We start from the raw sequence: 21,302 nt of genomic DNA on the forward strand, positions 1-21,302 counted from the left end.
GTTTGAAGGAGCAGAGCGACTTCAAACTTCTGTTAAAGAAGCGGAAGGAAACGACCAGAAGAAAAGAGATCAAGTCAGATGGTTTTCCGGTTGAAATGTCTTAAAGAATATGTTATACTGTATGTGGTTTTGAGGGTATATAAAGAATGGACATCGGTATTATACCGATGTTTTTGTTATATAAAAATATATATTTGGAAGAGGTATAGTTATGAAAAGAATAAAGAGTTATTTGATATTAGTTATTAGCTTTCTGGCTCTTGCAGGAACTTTAGAGGGATGTGGGGGAAGCGGGGGAGAGTCAGAATTCAGGAAAGAATCAGAGGATATTGTCTATGAGAGTGAGAACTGCATTTCTGAGACGGGGAGCGTTGAGGGCGAGACGGAAGGAATATCAATGGAAACAGCAGCAATAGAAACAAAAGAAGAATCGCCGGAAACGGAAAGCACGGCATCAGAAACGGAGAGTATATTGAATCAGCAAATGTATAAGGATTATGCAGAACTGCTGGAAAAGTATCAAAGTGTATATGAACAGGTGAAAAGCAGTGGAGTGCCGGAAGAAATTCCAGAAGATATGAACTTGGAATTTTATCTGGCGGTTTCTTATCAAGAAGCGGAATTCTCAGGATTTCATCTGTATGATTTGAATGCGGACGGTATACCAGAGCTTTTTATTGGGATGCATTCAGGTGAAGATGCATCAGAGTTGTTTATATATGACGTCTATACATGGAAAGACGGGGGAAGCGTTCGTTTGATGGATGATATTGGTTATCGGGCGGGTACATGTATTATCTGCGAAGGAGGAATTATTAAAGACCTTTCTTCGGGCAGCGCAGTTGATTCTATGGAGGATTATCATCGGCTTCCAGAGTATGGCGCAGAGCTTGAGATAGTAGAAAGTATTTCTATGCATGGAAATATAGAGACAGGGGAAATTTATTTTTATCATGACCGGGACGGGAATGAGGAAAATAAGATTTCAGAAGAAATGTATTATGAAATTTCCGGTAACTATCATGAAATAGAAGGGATACCTTTTTATGAGTCGATACCGGAAAATATAGAGGCTATGCGTACAGGCAGTTTGCAGTTTTTGTAGAAAAGGATAAGGAAATGCGAAAAGGGGCTTGTAAGGAGTAAAATTATGGTTTAAAATAGAAAAGGTATATATAAGTTCATGATATGGATGAATGTTTCTACCAACTGCCTAACAGTTGACTATATATCTCAGCAAAGGGAATATATGACAGACTGCGGGCAGTTTTTTTCTATCAAGATTTAAATTGTCTGCAGAGCGGCAAACAAAAATGAATTTTGGAGGTAAATGTATGAAAGAATATGATGCAGTGATTGTCGGGGCAGGGCCGGCGGGAATTTTTACCGCATTGGAGCTTATCCGGAAAAAACCGGAAAGCAGAATCGTGATAGTGGAAAAAGGGCGGCCGATTGAGGAACGCCGCTGTCCCAAAAGTAAGACAAAAAGGTGCCTGAACTGTAAGCCATATTGCCATATAACAACAGGATTTTCAGGTGCGGGAGCGTTTTCGGACGGAAAGCTTTCTCTGAGTTATGAGGTGGGAGGTGAGCTGCCGGAGCTGATTGGGGAAGAGCTTGCGCAGGAAATGATTGACTATACCGATAAGATTTATTTGGAGTTTGGAGCGGATGCCCATGTGGAGGGGGCAGAGCAGAATGAAGAAGTAAAAGAAATCAGGCGGCGTGCAATCGGGGCAGGTCTGAAGCTGGTAGATTGTCCTATCAGGCATCTGGGAACGGAGAAAGCACAGATTATTTATCGGGCGATTGAGGATGAACTGAGAGACAGGGGCGTGGAGCTTCTGTTTGGGTGGAACTGTTTGAATATTTTGCTAGAAGATGCCCAGTGTCAAGGTGTTGTGATTGAAAAAGACGGGGAAACGAGGGAAATTTACGGATGCCATACGGTAATAGCAGCCGGGCGGCGCGGCGCGGACTGGCTGGAAAAACTGTGCGCAAAGTACGATATTGCTCATGGGCCGGGTACGGTGGATATCGGCGTCCGGGTGGAAGTGCGCAATGAGATTATGGAACGTGTCAATAATGTGCTGTATGAATCGAAGCTAATCGGCTATCCGAAACCATTTAAAGATAAGGTGCGGACATTTTGCCAGAATCCGGGCGGTTTTGTAAGTCAGGAGAATTATGACAATAATCTGGCAGTAGTAAATGGCCACTCTTACAAAGAGTTGAAATCACATAATACAAATCTGGCGATTCTCAGTTCCCATAAGTTCAGCGAACCTTTTAATCAGCCGATTGAATATGCGCAGAAAGTAGGGGAATTGACGAATATGCTGGGTGCAGGACATATTTTAGTGCAGCGTTACGGTGATATTCTGGATGGGAAACGTACCTGGCCGAAAGAGCTTCTGCGTTCAAATGTAAAGCCGAGCCTTCCGGACGCGGAGGCGGGGGATATTACAGCGGCCATGCCATACCGTGCGATGCTGAATATCATTAATTTTATTCAGGCGGTAGATGAAGTGGTACCGGGATTTGCAGCAGAGGAGACACTTTTATACTCCCCGGAATTGAAGTTTTATAGCAATCGTGTTAAAATGGATAAGGATTTTAATACAAATGTGGATGGGCTGCATTGCCTGGGGGATTCCAGCGGATGGACCAGAGGGCTGATGATGGCGTCTGTTATGGGCGTATTGATGGGACAGAAGCTGGCAGAGGAATAGCATAGACATATACTGTAGGGGAAATGTGCCGGCGTGGGCAAGAGAATAGAAGCCGCATAAGACATACAGCAAAAAAGTTCAGGGAAAAGCAGGCCAGAAGGAGAGAATATGCTGGAGGAAATACGAGAATATGTAGATGCCGCCGAGTTGATTCTGGTGGGAATCGGTGAGGAATTTTCCATAAAACAGGCGGGGAGGGAACAAGTGATAGAGGCATATGAAACATTGGCCGGGCTTTTAAAGGGAAAGGGCTATTTTATCGTCACTCTGCAGACAGATGATTTGATTTATGAGTCACGGCTCGCAAAAGAGAGGATTGTAGCGCCATGCGGGAGTGATGCTGCCGGAAATGTAGTTACAGATGAGGAGTACGATGAGTCTATGTATCTGCCCCAATGGGAAGTTTATACAAAATGGCTGCAGAATACGTTGAATCATAAGCTATGTATTCTGGAGCTTGGCGTAGGCTTTGCATATCCTTCCGTGATACGGTTCCCCTTCGAGAAAATTGCTTATTTTAATCAGAAGGCAAGGCTTGTACGGGTACACAGTGAATTTGCCCAGCTGACGCCTGAGATCCGGGAGCGGAGCCTGTCAGTTACAATGTCGTCTGTGAAACTCTTGACGGAACAGGAGGAGAAAAGGGTATGAAGAAAAAAGTGAATGTTGGGAAAGGTTTGTTTCTGCTGGCAGTTTTCTGTATAATGTTTTTGGGCAGTTGTATGAAGCCAGAAGCAGCTTCCAGGATGAAAAAGTTAAAAGTGGGAAGAACATACACAACGAGATTGACAGGGAATGAGAAACATAAGGTGAAGTTTACCTATACGAAAAGAATAGATTTCGATGCAGGGGTACTGAATCTGTATGTGGATGGGAAGCTTGTAAAAAGAATTCGGAGATATGCATTTACCTGGGAAGTGAATTTGTGCCGGGTCAGCCCGAAACGAACGTTGCTTTACCTCAGAGATTGTTCGAATAATGACTATAATGAATATATGAAACTTTTGGAGTATAAGGATGGAAGATTCATAGAGCTTGGAGATTTGGTTGGATTGACAAGGAATGAATCATATGAGCAGACGGACAAACTGTTGTCTGGCTGGGCGAGAGGCCATTTGCGAAAGGTGGGCGCAAATAAAGTGGTGGTTAGATGGATGGATACTGGAATGGCGACAGGGATATTTTATGTGGATATTCCGTATAAGATATCTGGGGATGAAGTCAGCAGAATGGGCGAATCTTATGTGTTGAAAGCGACGAGCTGGATAAAAACGAAATGGACGGCAAACCGCAGTATTGCTGCTTACACTTCGGTGGGCGGAAATAAGAAAAGCTTCAGCGTCCATAAAGGAGAAAAAGTCACAGGACTCAAAATGATAAAAAAGAATGGGACGTTCTATTTTCAGATTAGGAATTCCAAAGGGAAGAAAGGCTGGTTTAAGGATTCGAATTATACGATTGGGCAATATTTTAAAGAGGCGGTATTTGCAGGATAAACCAGATTTATAGGAGTAGAAAATGATAGCGATTATTGATTATGATGCAGGAAATCTGAAAAGCGTAGAAAAAGCGCTGATCCGGCTGGGCGAGGAAGCGGTGGTTTCCAGGGAGAGGGAAACGATTCTGGAGGCAGACAAGGTGATTCTTCCGGGGGTAGGTTCTTTTGGGGACGCTATGGGGAAACTGAGAGAATTTGGGCTGGATAAGGTCATTTACGAGGTCGTGGAAAAGGGAACGCCGTTTCTGGGGATCTGTTTGGGGCTGCAGCTTCTCTTTGAGAGAAGCGACGAGGCGCCGGGAGTGAAAGGTCTTGGAATCCTGAAGGGAGAGATTTTGCGGATTCCCGCTTATGAGGGGCTGAAAATACCGCATATGGGCTGGAATTCTCTGGAGCTGAAAAATAGCGGGCATCTTTTTGAAGGGCTGCCGCAAAATCCGTATGTGTATTTTGTACATTCCTATTATCTGAAGGCGGATGAAGAGGATATCGTAAAGGCTTCTACCTGGTACAGCACTGAGATTCATGCGTCGGTGGAGAAGGATAATGTGTTTGCATGTCAGTTCCATCCGGAAAAGAGCAGCGATACAGGACTTCAGATATTGAAGAATTTTGCGGAAATTCCGAAGGAGGGCTGCTGAGATGTTTACGAAGAGAATTATTCCATGTCTGGATGTACATAATGGGCGTGTGGTAAAGGGCGTGAATTTTGTGAATCTGAGAGATGCGGGCGACCCGGTAGAGATTGCGGCGGCGTATGACAAGGCAGGGGCGGATGAGCTGGTGTTTCTGGATATTACCGCTTCGTCGGATGCCAGGGCGACGGTGGTAGATATGGTGCGCAAGGTGGCGGAAAAGGTGTTTATTCCCTTTACGGTAGGCGGCGGTATCCGTACGGTTGAAGATTTCAGGGCGCTGCTGCGGGAAGGGGCGGATAAGATTTCGATTAATTCTTCAGCAATTAACCGCCCGGAACTGATTTGTGAGGCAGCGGACAAGTTTGGAAGCCAGTGCGTAGTGGTTGCGATTGACGCAAGAAGGCGCGAGGACGGAACAGGCTGGAACATTTACAAAAACGGCGGACGTGTTGACGTGGGTATTGACGCTGTGGAATGGGCGATGGAAGCGGACCGGATGGGGGCGGGGGAAATCTTGCTTACCAGTATGGACTGCGACGGAACAAAAGCAGGGTATGATTTGGAGCTGACGAGGACGATTGCAGAGAATGTTTCGATCCCGGTGATTGCGTCAGGAGGAGCGGGCACAAAGGAGCATTTTTATGACGCGTTGACAGAAGGAAAGGCAGACGCAGCGCTGGCAGCATCTTTGTTTCATTACAAGGAGCTGGAAATTAAGGAAGTGAAATCATATCTGCAGGGCAGAGGCGTTTCGGTACGTATGTAAAAGGATGAAAGATAAAAAGGCACAGCATATGCTACGCAGACAAAACCAGATGAGATGAACAAGGGAGGATAATAGATATGCCGCCTATCAATAACGACTGGCTGGAACCGTTAAAGCCGGAATTTGGAAAACCATATTATAAGAAGCTTTACCAGAAAATCAATGAAGAGTATCAGAACAGGCTGATTTTCCCTCCGGCGGATGATATTTTTAATGCGTTTGCGTTTACTCCGCTGAAGGATGTGAAAGTGGTGATTCTGGGGCAGGACCCTTATCATGGGGACGGACAGGCGCATGGGCTTTGTTTCTCGGTGAAGCCGGATGTAGAGATTCCGCCGTCGCTGGTGAATATTTATAAGGAGCTCCATGACGACTGCGGATGTTATATACCGGATAATGGCTGCCTGACAAAATGGGCAAATCAGGGGGTGCTGCTTTTGAATACGGTTCTGACCGTGCGTGCCCACCAGGCGAATTCCCATCGAGGGATTGGCTGGGAAGAGTTTACGGACGCGGCAATCCGCATTTTGAATGAGCAGGACAGGCCAATCGTGTTTATCCTGTGGGGGCGTCCCGCACAGATGAAAAAGTCTATGCTCACGAATTCCAGACACCTGATTTTGGAGGCGCCCCATCCCAGTCCGCTGTCCGCATACAGGGGATTTTTTGGAAGCCGGCCGTTTAGCCGTGCAAATAAATTTCTGAAAGCAAATGGAATAGAACCGGTTGACTGGCAGATAGAGAATAAAAAGTAAAAAATATCTTTACAAATAGGATGTTACATGTTACAATACGGGCATCACAAATTGAAAAAGTTTGTGATGCCTGATTTCTGTGGCAGGACAGTTGTGAAACGATTCTGCTGTATACCGGGATTCTCACCATATGGAATGGGGGAATCTTATGTCATCAAAAAAGAAAATCTTAAAAGCAGCGTTTGCTGTATTCTGCATGGTGTCCATGCTAGTTACTTCTATGAATCCGGTAATAAAGGCGAAAGCGGCATCGAATATAGAGTTCGTGGTTTTAAGCGCGCGTTCAAAGACGTTGAAGATAGGAGATGAATACTATCTCTTGGCGGTTACGTCTAATGGGAAAAAGCCTGTGTTTAAATCTAGCGATGCAAAGGTAGCGTCTGTAAATACTTATGGAAAAATTACAGCAAAAAGAGCGGGGACAGCGAAAATCAAAGCAAAAATCAGAAACGGAGAAGCGAGCTGTACAATTCGCGTGGAAAAGACGCAGATTGCGTTGAGTGCAAAACATATTTCCCTGGAAAATGGATGCAGCGCCAGGCTGACTGCTGTTTCTTCTACAGGGCATGATATTACATTTAAGTCGAATAAAAAAAGCGTGGCGGAAATCGATGAGTTTGGAAACATTACAGCAAAGAAACCGGGTACGGCAAAAATTACTGCGACGGTGGATAAGACGTCGGCAAGCTGCATGGTAACTGTGAAGAAGCCGACGCTCACCCTAAACAGGAAGTCAGCTTCTTTGTATAGAAAAGAAAAACTCCGTCTGGAGGTTCGGTCTACATCAAAAAGCGTCCCGGTGTGGAAAAGCAGTAAAAAAAGCGTAGCTATTGTGGACAGCAATGGGACAGTGACGGCGGTGAAAAACGGCACAGCCATCATTACCGTGACGGTGGACGGCGTTAAGAAAAGTTGTGAAGTAACCGTGAAAAAGCCGACGGTTCAGTTTGAGGAGAAGGAAGTTACTCTGTCTGTTGGAGAGAAAAGAACGGTATATGTGAAAGTTTCCTCAGGAAATAAGCCTGCTTTTTCAAGTTCAAACAGCTGCGTTGCGGAAGTAGATAAAAACGGGCGTATTACGGCGAAAGACGCCGGGAAAGCCTATATTTACGCCAGCGAGGATGGGGTAAAGAGCCGGGTGCGGGTTGTCGTAAAATAAATCGTGATTCAGCTTTTCGAAAAGCTGTTGAATCATACTGGTAATCAGGCGATTTTAAATTAAGAGAAAAACGGTGGGGATTCCGGGAAATCAGGATAAATTTTTGTAGCAGAATGCCAGATAAAAAGAGGTTTAAAGATTAATAGTTTAAGAAAGCAGAAATCTTAAAGTACATTGGAAATTGAAAAGAGATTTTGAGTTGTGGTATAATACCACCGATGGAAGGTGGTGAGAGAATCGTGGAACAGGAAGGAATGTGTATGACGGATAAACAGTATGATGGGATGTTGAAAGATCAGATTGCGAGTTTAGATAGAATTGCCAAAATTACAAAAGATTCGGAGATGCTGAAGGCGGTTTACGAAGAGCGGAAGCTGGCAGTTTCTAAACTTGGCTGTGATGTGGAAGAAAATGGTTTATATGATAAAATTAAATAATCCCTTTTGAAATAATAAGAGAAACAGCCCGGCATAAAAGATTTCTACGCAGGGCTGTTTTGTTTACTTGTTTTCTTCTTCTGCTTTTAGATTTTTCATGGCGGTGGAGAGCATCAGCTTGATACGGTTCAGCTGATTGACTTCACTTGCGCCAGGGTCATAGTCTATAGCTACGATGTTGGAAAGCGGGTATTGGTGGCGCAGTTCTTTAATTACACCTTTGCCGACAACATGATTAGGCAGGCAGCCGAAGGGCTGGGTACACACGATATTGTTTGTGCCGGAGTGAATCAGCTCCAGCATTTCCCCGGTAAGGAACCAGCCTTCTCCGGTCTGGTTTCCCAGAGAAACGATGGATTTTGCGTAGTTTGCTAAATCCTCAATGCGTGCCGGGGGTGTAAAATGCCTGCTCGCTTTAAATTCCTCGGCAGCAGTTTTGCGGAACATTTCCAACGCTTTGATACCCAGGTTACTGAATCTTGCAGTTGACTTTTTCGTGCCAAGTTCTTCTGCTTTGAAGTTGTTGTTGTAGAAGCAGTAGAGAAGGAAATCTGTCAAATCAGGAACGACAGCTTCTGCGCCTTCCGCTTCCAGCAGCTCTACCAGGTAGTTGTTGGCGGCTGGCAGGAATTTTACCAGGATTTCGCCTACAATGCCGACCTTCGGCTTTTTCACATCGGTAATCGGAAGCATATCAAACTCCCGGATAATACCGCGGCAGAGCTTTTTGAATTCACTGTAGGATGGATTTTTACCGGAAAGGAAACTCTTGCACGTTTCGTTCCATTTTTCGTAAAGTGCGTTAGCAGAGCCTTTTTTCTGTTCATAAGGGCGCATACGGTAGAGGCAGCGCATGAAAATATCACCAAATATCAGGCCATAAATCCCACGCATTGCCAGCCCGGCGGAAATCTTGAATCCGGGATTCTTTTCCAGTCCGCTTAAATTTAGGGAAATGACCGGAATCTGCGGATAACCTGCTTTTTCCAGAGCGCGCCGGATGAATCCAATATAATTGCTGGCGCGGCAGCCGCCCCCGGTCTGGGTAATCACTACGGCAGTTTTGTTTAAATCATATTTTCCGGACTGTATGGCCTCCATAATCTGTCCAACGACAATCAGGGAGGGGTAACATGCATCATTGTTTACATATTTCAATCCTACATCTACAGTTTTGCGGTTATCTGTTTTCCCAAGGACCTCCAGATGATAGCCGGCAGCGTTGAAGGCTGATTCAATTAAATCAAAATGGATGGGGGTCATCTGTGGGCAGAGGATTGTATAATCCTTGCGCATTTCTTTCGTAAATACCACACGGGTAATATTGGCAGGGGCGATACTGCGGCGCACCTGTTTCTGGTCGCGCACACGGATGGCGGCAATCAGAGAGCGGATGCGGATGCGGGCAGCCCCTAAGTTGTTGACTTCATCAATTTTCAGGCAGGTGTAAATTTTGCCGGATTTTGTAAGAATGTCTCCGACTGCGTCAGTTGTGACTGCATCCAGACCGCAGCCGAAAGAGTTGAGCTGAATCAGCTCCAGGTTCTCTACTGTTTTTACGTAATTAGCCGCGGCGTAAAGGCGGCTGTGGTACATCCACTGATCCATGACGATCAGCGGCCGTTCCGGTGGATTTAGGTCGGAGACTGCGTCTTCGGTCAGCACAGCCAGGCCATAGGAATTAATCAATTCGGGAATGCCGTGGTTGATTTCGGAGTCAATATGATATGGACGTCCTGCCAGGACAATCCCGCGGCGCTTGTTTTCTTTCATCCATTTTAATGTCTCCCGTCCTTTGTCATAAACGGCCTGGCGGCAGCGGTCCATTTCCTCCCAGCCTTCCTTTGCAGCAGCTTTGATTTCATCTGCCGGAATTTCAGGAAAAGCCTTTATTAACTGTTTTGACGCAGTTTCCAGGCTCGTCAACGCCAGGAATGGATTTCGGAAGTCAATGTTCTCTGTCCGAAGTTCGTCAATGTTGTTTTTAATATTTTCTGCATAGGAGGTGACAATCGGACAGTTATAGTGGTTATTGGAATCCGGAAATTCATTTCTCTCATATGGGATGCACGGGTAAAAAATAAAGGGAATCCCATGTTTAATCAGCCATGTCACATGTCCATGAGCCAATTTGGCAGGATAGCACTCCGATTCGCTGGGGATGGATTCAATTCCAAGCTCGTAAATTTTGCGGTTCGAAGGCGGAGAAAGTATGACCCGGTATTTCAATTTTGTAAAAAAGGTGTGCCAGAACGGGTAGTTCTCGTACATGTTGAGCACACGGGGAATTCCCACTACCCCCCTTGATGCTTCGTCAATCTCCAGAGATTCCCGGCGGAATAGGAGCTTGTTTTTGAAATCATAGAGATTCGGAATATTCTCTTTGTTTTTTTCCTTCCCAATGCCGCGTTCGCAGCGGTTTCCGCTGATAAACTGGCGTCCTCCGGTGAAGCGGTTGATAGTCAGACGGCACTGGTTGGTGCAGCCTTTGCATTTTGCCATAGTGGTGGTAAATTCCAGGCGGTTGATTTTATCGATGGAAAGCATAGTGCTCTCCGTGCCGTCTGTATAGCGTTCCCGCGCAATCAATGCCGCACCGAAAGCGCCCATAATTCCGGCAATGTCCGGGCGAATGGCCTCGCAGTCGGCGATTTTTTCAAAGCTTCGGAGTACGGCGTCGTTATAAAAGGTACCGCCCTGTACGACGATATGCCGTCCAAGCTCGGAGGCGTCGGAAACCTTGATTACTTTATATAATGCATTCTTAATTACAGAGTAGGCAAGCCCGGCAGAAATATCAGGGACTTCTGCGCCTTCTTTCTGCGCTTGTTTTACTTTGGAATTCATAAATACCGTGCAGCGGGTTCCCAAATCTATGGGGTGCTCTGCGAAAAGGGCGGCTTTTGCGAAGTCCTGTACACTGTAATTCAGGGATTTTGCAAAAGTTTCTATAAAAGAGCCGCAGCCGGAAGAACATGCTTCATTTAGCTGCACGCTGTCTACGGTCTGGTTCTTTATTTTAATACACTTCATATCCTGGCCGCCGATATCCAGGATGCAGTCTACTTCCGGGTCAAAAAATGCGGCGGCGTAATAGTGGGAAACAGTTTCCACTTCGCCTTCATCCAGCATTAACGCCGCTTTAATGAGCGCTTCGCCATAACCTGTGGAGCAGGAATAGACGACTTTAGCGGTAGAAGGAAGTTCGCTGTAAATTTCCTTAATTGCCCGAATTGTAGTTTTTAAAGGGCTTCCGTTATTATTATCGTAAAAAGAATAGAGCAGCGCGCCATCTTCTCCTACGAGCGCGGCTTTTGTGGTGGTGGAGCCTGCGTCAATACCCAGAAAGCAGTTTCCCTCGTAAGTTTCCAAATCAGCCGTCACTACATTGTACTGGTTCTGCCGTTCCGTGAAAGCCTGGTATTCTTCTTCGGAGGAGAAGAGCGGTTCCATACGGGCGACTTCAAATTCCATCTTTATCGAAGAAGAAAGCTTCTGGATCATATCCGTGAGTGAAATGACAACGTCTTCTTTGTAATTCAGGGCAGAGCCAATGGCTGCGAACAGATGGGAATTCTTTGGAGTGATGGCATGTGCCTCGTCCAGTTTGAGTGTGCGGATAAAGGCCGCTTTCAGCTCAGACAGGAAATGCAGCGGGCCTCCCAGGAAAGCAACATGCCCACGGATTGGTTTTCCACATGCCAGACCACTGATGGTCTGGTTGACTACCGCCTGGAAAATAGAGGCGGAAAGGTCCTCCTTTGTGGCGCCTTCGTTGATAAGCGGCTGAATATCTGACTTGGCAAATACGCCGCAGCGCGCCGCGATATCGTAAAGCGACTGATAATTTTTGGCATACTCATTCAGCCCGGAAGCGTCCGTCTGGAGCAGGGAAGCCATCTGGTCAATAAAAGAGCCTGTGCCTCCGGCACAGATTCCATTCATCCGCTGTTCCACAGAGCCATTTTCAAAATAAATAATCTTCGCGTCTTCACCGCCAAGCTCAATAGCTACGTCCGTCTGGGGCGCATAGCCCTGCAGCGCTGTAGATACGGCAATAACCTCCTGGACAAAAGGCACCTCCAGATGCTTTGCCAGAGTCAGGCCGCCGGAACCGGTGATGACAGGCGCGGCGGAAAGTCCGCCAAGTTTTTGATAAGCTTTTTGTAAAAGAGAAGCCAGGGTTTCCTGGATATTTGCATAGTGACGCTCATAATCAGAAAACACAAGCTTTTTTTCAGGATTTAAAATTGCAATTTTTACAGTAGTAGAACCGATGTCGATTCCAAGAGTATGTAAACTTACATTTTTCATAAGCATTTACAGGTAGTCCTGCATCCTCCTTATTATGTATGTAAATATATTCAGGACAGCGGCTCGGGATTCCAAAGGAGTGCGGCTGTGCTGAAAAGTTAGTTTATTAGATTTAAAATTCTTCCGCTACATTATACGACATAATTCGGAAAAATTCAAATCCTGTTATTGACAACTATATCGTAAGCCGATACAATATAATATATCGGTTGACGGTATAACGATTTGCGATAGAGGAAAGTGGGTGGAAAGGATGTATCAGGCATTGACGGAGGCGGTCTATTATATTCTTTTATCTTTGCTACAGCCAATGCACGGCTATGGGATTATGCAGAATGTGGAGAAATGGTCCGGGGGACGTATGCGGCTGGCTGCCGGAACGCTGTATGGGGCAATGAATACATTAATGGAAAAAGGATGGATACGGGCTTTGCCAGAGAAGAGGGACAGCCGGAAAAAGGAGTATGTTATAACGGATTTGGGAAGGGCGGCGCTGGAGGGTGAGCTTGTACGGCTGAAAGAGCTGGTGGAAAACGGAAACAGGATCTTGGGAGGTGGAAGTGATGAGGAAAGTTGTTCATAAGCTGTTTTGGGCGTGGGATTTTGAAGAAGAAGAGAAATGGCTGAATAAAATGGCGGCGGAGGGCTGGGCGCTTGCCTCTGCCAGGTATGTGCGTTATGAATTTGAAAAGAGTCTGCCGGGGGAATATGGAGTTTGCGTGGAACTTCTGGAGCATACGGCGGGACACAGCGAGAGCAGACAATATCTTGCTTTTCTGGAAGAGATGGGGGTAGAGTGCGTGGGTACCTGGATACGCTGGGTGTATCTCAGAAAAAAGACGGCAGATGGAGAGTTTGAGCTGTTTTCGGATAATAAATCCCGTGTTGCTCATCTGAGTCGGATTCTGGTTTTCTTAGGGATTATTGGGGGAATGAATTTATATGTTGGACTGTATAACATTATGCTGCTATTTACGGTGGGAAATGAAATAAATTTGCTGGGATATGTGAATATTTTGCTGGGCTGGACGTTTATGTGCGGGTTTGGAAAAATTAAAAAGAGAAAACGGAAGCTTAAAGAAGAGCAGCAGATTTTTGAATAGGTGGTATGATGAAGTCCCGCAGACCCTGGGCGTTCATGGGCTGCGGGATTTCCGTTTGTCGAAAAGAAACAATTAGTGAAAATATAATATTGGCAAAAATGGGGATAGATGGTACACTCGTTTTAGACAGGTATGATTTGTAACAAAGTATAGAAAAAATTGGTTGGTAATAATGAGAATCAAGAATAGCTGAGGATGGCGGCACGGTGTAAGGATTAATTTTTGGGGGGCAGGAACTTCCGATAATAAAACTATTAAGAAGGTAGTTGGGCAGTGAGTAATTTTAGATTTTTAGCAAAGAATTGGAAAGAGCTGGCGAGAATGGGCGAGCTGGCGGAACAGTATTTATATACGGATACAAATACATGTTTTATTAAGATGGGGATGCTGGCAGAACATATTGTGAAATACATGCTTGCATATGATGGAATAGCGGAACCGGAGCGTGACAATACACACGCAGGCAGGATCCATGTGCTTAGGAGGAATGATTTGCTGCCGAGAGAGATTGACAATATTTTGTATGTGCTTCGAAAGACGAGAAATGATGCGGCGCACGCGGGTATGGAATCTTTTGATAAAGCAAAAGATAACCTTGTGCTTACTTATGACCTGGCGTCCTGGTTTATGCAGACTTATGGCGATTATGCGTATGAGCCTGCGGGATTTGTTATGCCTGAAAATATAGTTGTAGATGTTGCCAGACTGGAAAAGAAAAGCAGAGAACAGGAAGCATATATCGACACGCTGAAAAAGGAATTGGCTGAATTGAAAAAGAATGGAAAGGTTTCCGCAGAACGGCGGGAAAAGGCCAGAGAAAATGCCATTAAATATCCGTTGTCTGAGCATGATACCCGCGTGATTATTGATAAGCAGCTTCGGGAGGCAGGCTGGGAGGCCGATACAGACCATATCCGGCAGCCGAAGGGGGCGAAACCGGAAAAAGGGCATAATAAAGCAATCGCAGAGTGGAAGACAGAGTCAGCTACAGGCAAGGGTGGATATGTGGATTATGCATTATTTGTAGGGGAGAGAATGGTAGGAATCATCGAAGCAAAGAGGGCGCATAAGGATGTATCCTCTGTTTTGGATGGTCAGTGTAAGGAATATGCGAGCCATATTAAAAAAGAGGATCAGGAGAAATACTGTATCCGAAAGTTCGGGAAATATCATGTTCCATTTCTGTATGCGACGAATGGCAGACAAAGGTGGAAAATTACGCCGTTTATATATTCCGAAAAAATTGCGAAATGAAACTGTGAAATGGCTTTCGGATAATGACAGAGCGACGGGATATTTATTTTTGAATCGTTTTGGCGAAGGCATAACCGCTAGAGGGATTTCCCAACAATTAAAGAATTATGCAGATAAATATGGGTTAGACAAAAAAGTGATTTATCCTCACTCATTCCGCCATCTTTATGCTAAGAATTTTCTGGACAAATATAATGACATTGCTTTATTAGCAGACCTTATGGGACATGAGAGCATTGAAACTACGCGCATCTATTTGCGAAGGACAGCAACTGAGCAGCAGGCTTTGGTTGATAAAATTGTTACATGGTAAGATGTAAAATATGAGCTGTTGAATCACATATTGGCGGAGCGGAAACAAATAATTTAGTTTCTGCTCCGCCTCATCAGGTAGAGTGTACTTTATATATATTCTACAGGAAGAGCAACGATATCATCTTTTAACCATAGAACGGATTCATACATACACAAAATTACACCAATACCGCGCTTTTTTCCGGGAATCTGATCCAACAGAGAAAAGGCGTTTGTCATTGCCAGTTTCGGATTGGCTGACATTTTTATTTCTACAGGATAAATAATATCATTCTGTTCAATCAGCAAGTCGATTTCTGTTTCTCTTTCCGTTCTCTCGCCATTCTCTTTTCTTCTGAGTTTATCCTTTCCGCGGTAATAAGTAACATTCATGCGATAGTCTTTTCCAGCATTGGAAAAAGATTTTAGTATCTCGGATACTGCAAAAGTTTCAAATAGTGCACCAGCTAAAGCGCCGTTCATTGCGGTATCTGCTGTTTGGTATTTTGTCAGATAGCATACTAGCCCAGTATCTCTGAAATAAATTTTAGGAGTTTTAATAGCTCTATTTAATGCTGAATTAGAATACGGCTGCATGATATAGACAAGCCCTGATGCTTCAAGCAATGAAAGCCATTCTTTTACGGTGCTCACAGATACATCAATTTGCGATGCTACAGCTGAATAATTCAGCATTTGTCCGGTTCGGGCGGCTAATGCTGTTAAAAATTGTGTAAATTTCAATTTATCTTTCACATTTCCCAGTGCATTAATATCTCGGTCAATATAGGTTTGAATATAGGAGCTGAAAAAGGTTTGCCAGTCAACAGCATCGTCTGCTAATGCTGGATATCCTCCTCTGTGAATCAATTCCCATACGTTATTCTGGATTTTGAATTCCTTTTCGCGTGCAGAAATATACGCTTCGTCAGGGATGAAGGGCTTATCAAAGTGAATTCCCTGTATCTCGCGCAGTGATAATCCTGATAATTCTAATATGCCGACTCTGCCTGCCAAAGATTCTGAGACATTTTTCATTAAATGATATTGTTGTGAACCTGTAAGGCTGATCTGCCCCTTTTCCTCTGTTTTATCACATTCCATTTTTATATAAGGGAAAAGTTCTGAAATATATTGTACTTCATCCAGGATAATAGGTGGTTTATTGTTTCGGAAGAATAGTCCAGGCTCACTTTTGGTTTCGGACAACAATACAGGGTCATCAAAAGTTACATATTTTCTGTTTCCATGTATGTGCTTTAATATTGTTGATTTTCCGACCTGTCTGGGACCAGTTACTAAAATTGCTTTAAATCCTTTTTCAATTCTCTTTATAGTAGATTCCATGCTTCGGTTAATATACATGACATCGCCTCCTTGCGGCTAATTTGTGATATAATTATATATTAGTCGCAAACAGGAGTCAAGGAAGTAATTTTATATCCAAATAAAATACTTTTATTGATTTGATATAGGCTTTACATTTAGAGTTTCTGGTTCATAGGTACTAATTTGATATTACCAGCAAATAACAGGCTTTTCTAAAGGTATAATAGGGTAAAAGTTCAACCGCCTTTTTTCGCGCCCTTGCTGACTACAGTACATTATTTATAATAGAGAGCTTATAATCGCATCTAGCTGTGTGAAAATTACATCTATTTGATCTGCTATTCGTTGTTGCTCTTGCAGGGGTGGGATTGGTAAATATAAATTTTCAATATAGGTTCTTCCAATGCGTTGCTGCCCAACTACTCCTATAAAATTTTGTTTACCTTTTTCTATGAATAAATTCGATTTTATATAGGCAAGTAAATACTGAGGCAAAATTGTATCATCATATGTACGCAGAATATGCAGCTCGGTTGTCCCAGCTCCATAACCATTGCGGAGATTTTTAAATATAGTCGACTTCCTGTTCTCAAAACAGGGCGTAATTTTTGCAATGCCTACATCATTTTCCTTAAAATGTGTGAAACCGTTTTTTACTTGTTTCCATAGACGAACTTCATCTGTATGTTTTCCACTGTATCCATTATCAATTAGAAGCATTGGCACAAAGGAAACCTTAAGATTATTCTCAAGGCTATTTCTTGGATTAATCTGAAGAATATCTTTGATTTTTGCCCATTGCCATAAGTCTGGAATATAAAAAGGTAGATCATCAGTTATATCTGTTACGCCATTTTCATCCTTTAGATAATAAGAGTTATCCTCACCTTTGAAGATGACAGATTCCTTCTTATCACGTTTGATTTTACCTTGTTTTATCAGTTCTTCTTTCTCTACACGAATGCGTTCGAGCAGTACAGATGCCGGCTCATCGTTAGGGTCTTGCGGGACGAGTTTGCCTCGAATGGCGAGGTCGAGGATTTTGGATTTTGACTCGCTAATTAGATGTTTCAGTTCATCCTTGCTTACATTGATCTTTTTTACTAATGCAAGAATCTTTTCAACAGTAAAAACAATATTTATTTGTTCGTTTAATGGCGGTAAAACACATAAATATGTTTGCGCCGCTGAAATTGTTATAGTATCAACAGTTGTGCCCTTTGAATTGTTTGCCATTTGTTGTTGTAAAAACTGTGATTCTAACATTATTTTTGCGAATTTTGAATCTATGATATTGTTTATATTCTGAAAACATATTACAGATGCGTCTTTATAGTAAAAGCGCTCTTGGGGTTTTACAACATATACTTTTCCAATTGTTCCTACAGCTGACACCATTAAATCATTTTCTTGAGGTATTCTATGATTATCTATTATATTTTTATAGTGCTCTTCGGATATAAATAATTCGTTTGCAACAATATCATTTTCGGCAAGTTTAGCAATCTCTCTAGCGCGATAAAATGGAATTCCTTCAGCCCTCCACTCAGATTGAAGTACTCTTTTGGCTGAACATACAGAAAATAGATCATTTAACCTACACCACTCCCACCCCTCCGGCACTTCAAAAGGTATCTCATCCTCAATACATTTCACCGTCCCATCGGCAAACTTCTCATAATGCAAACTTTAAGAAAATTGAAAAGCTTTGTGAAAACCTATATATCCCCACGAAAAGATGTTAAAATTTTGCACATTTTGTTGGCATTTTGGCTCTGCTTTTTTGCTGTGACTGGAAAAGACACAGCCAATATGTTATAATATATTAACTGGTTTGTGAAATAAGTGATGAGTACAATTGTGATAAGAAATGAAGAATGTCTTTGGTGGAGCAGCAAGAGGAGTAGGAGGCGAGCCTGGTGAACGGAAATAATATAGAGGTGCTGCAGGAGACCTTGCAAATGAATCCGGGCGGCGGGGTCAGGCATGGGACGAGGGCGCGGGAAGAGGAGCTGTGTAGGAAGAGTTCGCTTCTTTTGTCGCTGGAAAGCAGGCGCGCGTCCCAATATTATGAGTATAACAGGCGCTTTCATAGCTGTATGGGGTCTGATGCAATGATATTTACGCCGGAGGTGGAGATTATTCGTAATGAAAACGGAAATCTTCTGGATGAGACGGTGATTGTTGCCGTACTTACCTGTGTCGTGCCAATGGTAAGACAGGGGAAGGAGGGGATGAGTGAAAAGGAATATCAGAATATGGTTTATAACAGGATCGTGGGAATGCTGAAATGCGCAGCTTATTTCGGGTACAAGAATCTCGTGTTGGGCGCATGGGGATGCGGAGCGTTCGGAAATGACGCCCATGTCATGTCGGATTTGTTTTATAAAGCTCTGAAAGAAATGGAGTATAACGGACTCAGGGAAAAGGATTTCTTTCGGAAAATTGACTTTGCGGTACTCGACCGGACGGCAGACCAGTATAATTTTAAGGAGTTTTTCAGGAATTTTGCATTTGACAATTTTTATAGGGATGAGAACCGGGAAGAGACAGATGCCGCATTGCAAAGAATAAAGGAAACGGAAGCCTATCTGGATAAGATAAGAGGCAGCCTTATCGGAGGGGCAATTGGCGAGGCTCTTGGCTATCCGGTAGAGTTTTATAGTGAAAATGAGATATTCACCCGATATGGGGAAAGTGGTATTCAGGAATTTGAAAGAACTGACGGACATAATCGATCTTTCTGTCAGGCTTTCGGAGAATGGGGGAAGAGACCTGGACAATATACATAGGATTGGTGAAGGCTGGGGTGCGGAAGAAACGCTTGGTATTGCTATTTACTGTTCGTTAAGGCATCAGAATGATTTTTCAGCCGGAGTGATTGCGGCCGTAAACCATAAAGGGGACAGTGATTCGGCTGGCGTTGTTACAGGAAATATTCTTGGAGCGCTTCTTGGCTACGGCAGGATCGACGAAAAGTGGAAACCCATCTGGAACTCGCAGACGTCATCTTGGAAATGGCGGACGACCTGTGTCATGGATGATAAATGTATGAATACGGCGATTATGAGGATCCGGCTTGGCTTAGAAAGTATATAGATATACAATGGAAGGATGAATAGCCTGAGGAAATATATTTAATAAATAGGGAGAAATCAATATGAAAAAAATGAAAGAGAAAATAGGGATATTCCTTGCAATAGCGCTGGCTTGTATATTCGGGGCAGGCATCGGATGGCTGATGGCAGATTATGCAGATTATAATGCGGAGATTAACAGAACGGGCGCTTCGGTGGGCGAAACTCTTTTTCAGGCAGCAAAGCCATTAATCATAGCATACGTGTGGATTGGTGTGCAGACGATTATCCACGAAGCCGGACATCTGGTGTTCGGGCTTCTTACGGGATACCATTTTTCTTCCTTTCGCATAGGAAGCTTTATGTGGGTGAAGCGGGAGGGCAGAATCCGGTTTGCAAGATATTCTCTGGCAGGAACAGGCGGGCAGTGCCTTTTGGCGCCGCCGGATATGCAGGACGGGAGATTTCCCTATGTACTTTATCATATGGGAGGCTCTCTGATGAATCTGCTCTCTGCAGTTTTGGCAGGAGGGATTGCGGCGCTGTGCCACAGTATGGGGGCGGAGACTGCCGGAAAATCGTTTGTGATAGCCGCAGCGATAGGCGCGGTGTATGCGCTTATAAATGGAATACCGATGAGGCTGGGGACGATTGATAATGACGGATATAATGCCTGTGCAACAGGAAAAAATCCCGGCGCCCTGCGTGCGAACTGGCTGCAGTTGAAAGTAAATGAACAGATGACTGCCGGGGTACGGCTGAAAGATATGCCGGAGGCGTGGTTTGCGATGCCGGCAGACGAGGAAATGAAAAACGGTATGACAGCCGTTGTCGGGGTGTTTGCGTGTAATCGCCTGATGGATGAGAAACGGTTTGCAGAGGCTGATAGGGAGATGGAACGGCTGCTGTCTATGGATACGGGAATTGTGGGGCTTCACCGAAGTCTTATGAAGGGCGACCGGATTTTCTGCGAACTGCTTGGAGAAGGGCGGAAGGAGCGTATCGATAAACTGCGCGATAAGGAGCAGAGAAAAGTGGCGAAAGCCATGAAGAAGTTTCCGGCTGTTCTGCGCACGGAGTACGCGTATGCGCTTTTGGAGGAGAAAGACGGGGAGAAGGCAGGGAAGATTAGGGAAGAGTTTGAGAAAATGGCGGAAAAATATCCATATCCGTGCGACATAGAAGCAGAACGTGAATTAATGGAGACGGCAGATTCATGCAGCAGAGAAGGATAAGGTGTGCTTTAATACTACTTTCTGCCAGATATACGCCATAGTTTGCGGGAATGAATGTTTAAAATATATTTTAGGATAGAAGATGCAGGATTCCGTCGGAAATCTGCTTTGCTACGGGCATGACGGCAGAGAGCCGTGTGGTCTGAAGTGTCAGGTGGGAGAAGCGGGAGGAGGGACCGACAATTCCTGTAATAAATACATCTCCAACGCGTTCTAAATCCCTGGATACGCCGGCCCCGGGAGCCAGGCTTCCTTTTCCGAGAGTGATATAGCCCTGGTGTTCAGGGATTCCCAGGGATGCGTCAATGGCAATCAGGATGTCGTGCTGATGATGGCTTTTTATGGCGGTCAGGACAGAGCTTAAGTTCAGGGCATGGATAGGCATTTCCAGTGTTCCGTAGACAGGAATCCTGCCGTGGAATGCTCTCTTTAGTTCGGAGCCGATAATCGGGCCTAAGCTGTCGCCAGTCACTCTGTCGCTGCCGATACAGATAAACACAGGAGAACCCGGAAGATGCTTTTGGCAGCGGCGCAGGAGGGTAGAAAGACGTTTGCTGACCTGGAGGCAGGCGTCGTCTTTTTTTGAGTCTATATAGTAAATCCTTTCTTCCAAACCAAACATTTCTATTTTCCTTTCCAGATGTTTTCTAAAGTCTATCCTGATTTTCGGGGAAGTATTCATAGCAGTTTACGCTAGAGCGCATCTGACAG

General features: G+C 44.3%; 20 protein-coding genes and 1 riboswitch. Of the genes, 16 read left to right on the forward strand and 4 right to left on the reverse strand.

Annotated elements, in window-relative coordinates:
* Positions 1-211: 211 nt before the first annotated feature.
* The 9 genes from NFR99_RS11265 (at position 212) to NFR99_RS11305 (ending at position 7,985) form a co-directional block, all read left to right on the forward strand.
* Entirely contained in the window at positions 212-1,105 is an 894-nt protein-coding gene (locus NFR99_RS11265; RefSeq protein WP_135976741.1) for a hypothetical protein, read from the forward strand.
* A gap of 46 nt (positions 1,106-1,151) precedes the next feature.
* Positions 1,152-1,247, forward strand: a riboswitch (purine riboswitch).
* An 87-nt stretch (positions 1,248-1,334) separates the two neighbouring features.
* The gene (locus NFR99_RS11270) at positions 1,335-2,732 is read left to right on the forward strand and encodes an NAD(P)/FAD-dependent oxidoreductase (RefSeq protein ID WP_135976740.1); all 1,398 of its coding nucleotides are present in this window, start codon (positions 1,335-1,337) and stop codon (positions 2,730-2,732) included.
* A 108-nt stretch (positions 2,733-2,840) separates the two neighbouring features.
* Positions 2,841-3,383, forward strand: a complete 543-nt coding sequence (locus NFR99_RS11275; RefSeq protein ID WP_251353645.1) for a hypothetical protein — start codon at positions 2,841-2,843, stop codon at positions 3,381-3,383.
* Complete coding sequence (locus NFR99_RS11280) at positions 3,380-4,228, forward strand: hypothetical protein (protein WP_251353646.1); 849 nt, start codon at positions 3,380-3,382, stop codon at positions 4,226-4,228. The genes NFR99_RS11275 and NFR99_RS11280 overlap by 4 nt, the downstream gene beginning before the upstream one ends.
* Positions 4,229-4,250: 22 nt before the next feature.
* Complete coding sequence (gene hisH, locus NFR99_RS11285) at positions 4,251-4,871, forward strand: imidazole glycerol phosphate synthase subunit HisH (protein WP_251353647.1); 621 nt, start codon at positions 4,251-4,253, stop codon at positions 4,869-4,871.
* 1 nt (position 4,872) lies between these two features.
* On the forward strand, positions 4,873-5,634 hold the full coding sequence (hisF, locus tag NFR99_RS11290) for an imidazole glycerol phosphate synthase subunit HisF (protein ID WP_251353648.1): 762 nt from the start codon (positions 4,873-4,875) through the stop codon (positions 5,632-5,634).
* Positions 5,635-5,711: 77 nt separating this feature from the next.
* A complete protein-coding gene (locus NFR99_RS11295; RefSeq protein ID WP_251353649.1) occupies positions 5,712-6,389 on the forward strand; it encodes a uracil-DNA glycosylase in 678 nt (225 codons plus the stop codon).
* A 148-nt stretch (positions 6,390-6,537) separates the two neighbouring features.
* On the forward strand, positions 6,538-7,548 hold the full coding sequence (locus NFR99_RS11300) for an Ig-like domain-containing protein (RefSeq protein ID WP_251353650.1): 1,011 nt from the start codon (positions 6,538-6,540) through the stop codon (positions 7,546-7,548).
* Positions 7,549-7,808: 260 nt separating this feature from the next.
* On the forward strand, positions 7,809-7,985 hold the full coding sequence (locus tag NFR99_RS11305; RefSeq protein WP_158604903.1) for a hypothetical protein: 177 nt from the start codon (positions 7,809-7,811) through the stop codon (positions 7,983-7,985).
* A gap of 63 nt (positions 7,986-8,048) precedes the next feature.
* Here NFR99_RS11305 and NFR99_RS11310 read toward each other — a convergent pair whose 3' ends face one another.
* Positions 8,049-12,299 (reverse strand): acyl-CoA dehydratase activase-related protein, encoded by a 4,251-nt coding sequence (locus tag NFR99_RS11310; RefSeq protein WP_251353659.1) that lies wholly within the window; start codon positions 12,297-12,299, stop codon positions 8,049-8,051.
* 253 nt (positions 12,300-12,552) lie between these two features.
* On the opposite strand from NFR99_RS11310, the gene NFR99_RS11315 reads away from it, so the two are divergent.
* From NFR99_RS11315 to NFR99_RS11330, 4 genes are all read left to right on the forward strand, one after another.
* Entirely contained in the window at positions 12,553-12,882 is a 330-nt protein-coding gene (locus NFR99_RS11315; RefSeq protein WP_120484729.1) for a PadR family transcriptional regulator, read from the forward strand.
* Positions 12,863-13,402, forward strand: a complete 540-nt coding sequence (locus NFR99_RS11320; RefSeq protein WP_120484728.1) for a DUF2812 domain-containing protein — start codon at positions 12,863-12,865, stop codon at positions 13,400-13,402. Before NFR99_RS11315 ends, NFR99_RS11320 begins: the two co-directional genes overlap by 20 nt.
* Before the next feature lie 273 nt (positions 13,403-13,675).
* The gene (locus NFR99_RS11325; RefSeq protein WP_147407941.1) at positions 13,676-14,656 is read left to right on the forward strand and encodes a type I restriction endonuclease; all 981 of its coding nucleotides are present in this window, start codon (positions 13,676-13,678) and stop codon (positions 14,654-14,656) included.
* Positions 14,598-14,969: a tyrosine-type recombinase/integrase gene (locus tag NFR99_RS11330; RefSeq protein WP_330642191.1), complete on the forward strand. Its 372-nt coding sequence runs from the start codon at positions 14,598-14,600 to the stop codon at positions 14,967-14,969. Before NFR99_RS11325 ends, NFR99_RS11330 begins: the two co-directional genes overlap by 59 nt.
* 89 nt (positions 14,970-15,058) lie before the next feature.
* On the opposite strand, the gene NFR99_RS11335 is transcribed toward NFR99_RS11330, so the two are convergent.
* Together NFR99_RS11335 and NFR99_RS11340 are read right to left on the reverse strand one after the other, a co-directional pair.
* Entirely contained in the window at positions 15,059-16,315 is a 1,257-nt protein-coding gene (locus NFR99_RS11335) for an ATP-binding protein (RefSeq protein ID WP_251353651.1), read from the reverse strand.
* A gap of 243 nt (positions 16,316-16,558) precedes the next feature.
* Positions 16,559-17,935, reverse strand: coding sequence for a restriction endonuclease subunit S (locus NFR99_RS11340; protein ID WP_251353652.1), 1,377 nt, complete (start codon positions 17,933-17,935; stop codon positions 16,559-16,561).
* A gap of 263 nt (positions 17,936-18,198) precedes the next feature.
* Between NFR99_RS11340 and NFR99_RS11345 the strand changes: the two genes are divergently transcribed.
* From NFR99_RS11345 to NFR99_RS11355, 3 genes are all read left to right on the forward strand, one after another.
* A complete protein-coding gene (locus tag NFR99_RS11345; RefSeq protein ID WP_251353653.1) occupies positions 18,199-19,071 on the forward strand; it encodes a TIGR02452 family protein in 873 nt (290 codons plus the stop codon).
* Positions 18,992-19,378 (forward strand): ADP-ribosylglycohydrolase family protein, encoded by a 387-nt coding sequence (locus NFR99_RS11350; RefSeq protein WP_158604901.1) that lies wholly within the window; start codon positions 18,992-18,994, stop codon positions 19,376-19,378. The genes NFR99_RS11345 and NFR99_RS11350 overlap by 80 nt, the downstream gene beginning before the upstream one ends.
* 61 nt (positions 19,379-19,439) lie before the next feature.
* Positions 19,440-20,591 carry a zinc metalloprotease gene (locus NFR99_RS11355; protein WP_120484721.1) on the forward strand — a complete coding sequence of 384 codons (1,152 nt, stop codon included), beginning with the start codon at positions 19,440-19,442 and terminating at the stop codon, positions 20,589-20,591.
* Between the two features lie 70 nt (positions 20,592-20,661).
* On the opposite strand, the gene yyaC is transcribed toward NFR99_RS11355, so the two are convergent.
* The gene (gene yyaC / locus NFR99_RS11360) at positions 20,662-21,213 is read right to left on the reverse strand and encodes a spore protease YyaC (RefSeq protein ID WP_120484720.1); all 552 of its coding nucleotides are present in this window, start codon (positions 21,211-21,213) and stop codon (positions 20,662-20,664) included.
* Between the last annotated feature and the right edge of the window lie 89 nt (positions 21,214-21,302).

It is taken from the genome of Hominisplanchenecus murintestinalis (assembly GCF_943193015.1).
Lineage (GTDB): Bacteria > Bacillota > Clostridia > Lachnospirales > Lachnospiraceae > Hominisplanchenecus_A > Hominisplanchenecus_A murintestinalis.

Coding starts and splice junctions, on each gene's coding strand:
- NFR99_RS11265 (WP_135976741.1), top strand. CDS start 212: ATGAAAAGAATAAAGAGTTATTTGATATTAGTTATTAGCTTTCTGGCT.
- hisF (WP_251353648.1), top strand. CDS start 4,873: ATGTTTACGAAGAGAATTATTCCATGTCTGGATGTACATAATGGGCGT.
- NFR99_RS11310 (WP_251353659.1), bottom strand. CDS start 12,299: ATGAAAAATGTAAGTTTACATACTCTTGGAATCGACATCGGTTCTACT.
- NFR99_RS11300 (WP_251353650.1), top strand. CDS start 6,538: ATGTCATCAAAAAAGAAAATCTTAAAAGCAGCGTTTGCTGTATTCTGC.
- NFR99_RS11320 (WP_120484728.1), top strand. CDS start 12,863: ATGAGGAAAGTTGTTCATAAGCTGTTTTGGGCGTGGGATTTTGAAGAA.
- hisH (WP_251353647.1), top strand. CDS start 4,251: ATGATAGCGATTATTGATTATGATGCAGGAAATCTGAAAAGCGTAGAA.
- NFR99_RS11275 (WP_251353645.1), top strand. CDS start 2,841: ATGCTGGAGGAAATACGAGAATATGTAGATGCCGCCGAGTTGATTCTG.
- NFR99_RS11295 (WP_251353649.1), top strand. CDS start 5,712: ATGCCGCCTATCAATAACGACTGGCTGGAACCGTTAAAGCCGGAATTT.
- yyaC (WP_120484720.1), bottom strand. CDS start 21,213: ATGTTTGGTTTGGAAGAAAGGATTTACTATATAGACTCAAAAAAAGAC.
- NFR99_RS11270 (WP_135976740.1), top strand. CDS start 1,335: ATGAAAGAATATGATGCAGTGATTGTCGGGGCAGGGCCGGCGGGAATT.
- NFR99_RS11315 (WP_120484729.1), top strand. CDS start 12,553: ATGTATCAGGCATTGACGGAGGCGGTCTATTATATTCTTTTATCTTTG.
- NFR99_RS11355 (WP_120484721.1), top strand. CDS start 19,440: ATGAAAAAAATGAAAGAGAAAATAGGGATATTCCTTGCAATAGCGCTG.
- NFR99_RS11335 (WP_251353651.1), bottom strand. CDS start 16,315: ATGTATATTAACCGAAGCATGGAATCTACTATAAAGAGAATTGAAAAA.
- NFR99_RS11305 (WP_158604903.1), top strand. CDS start 7,809: ATGACGGATAAACAGTATGATGGGATGTTGAAAGATCAGATTGCGAGT.
- NFR99_RS11330 (WP_330642191.1), top strand. CDS start 14,598: ATGGCAGACAAAGGTGGAAAATTACGCCGTTTATATATTCCGAAAAAA.
- NFR99_RS11280 (WP_251353646.1), top strand. CDS start 3,380: ATGAAGAAAAAAGTGAATGTTGGGAAAGGTTTGTTTCTGCTGGCAGTT.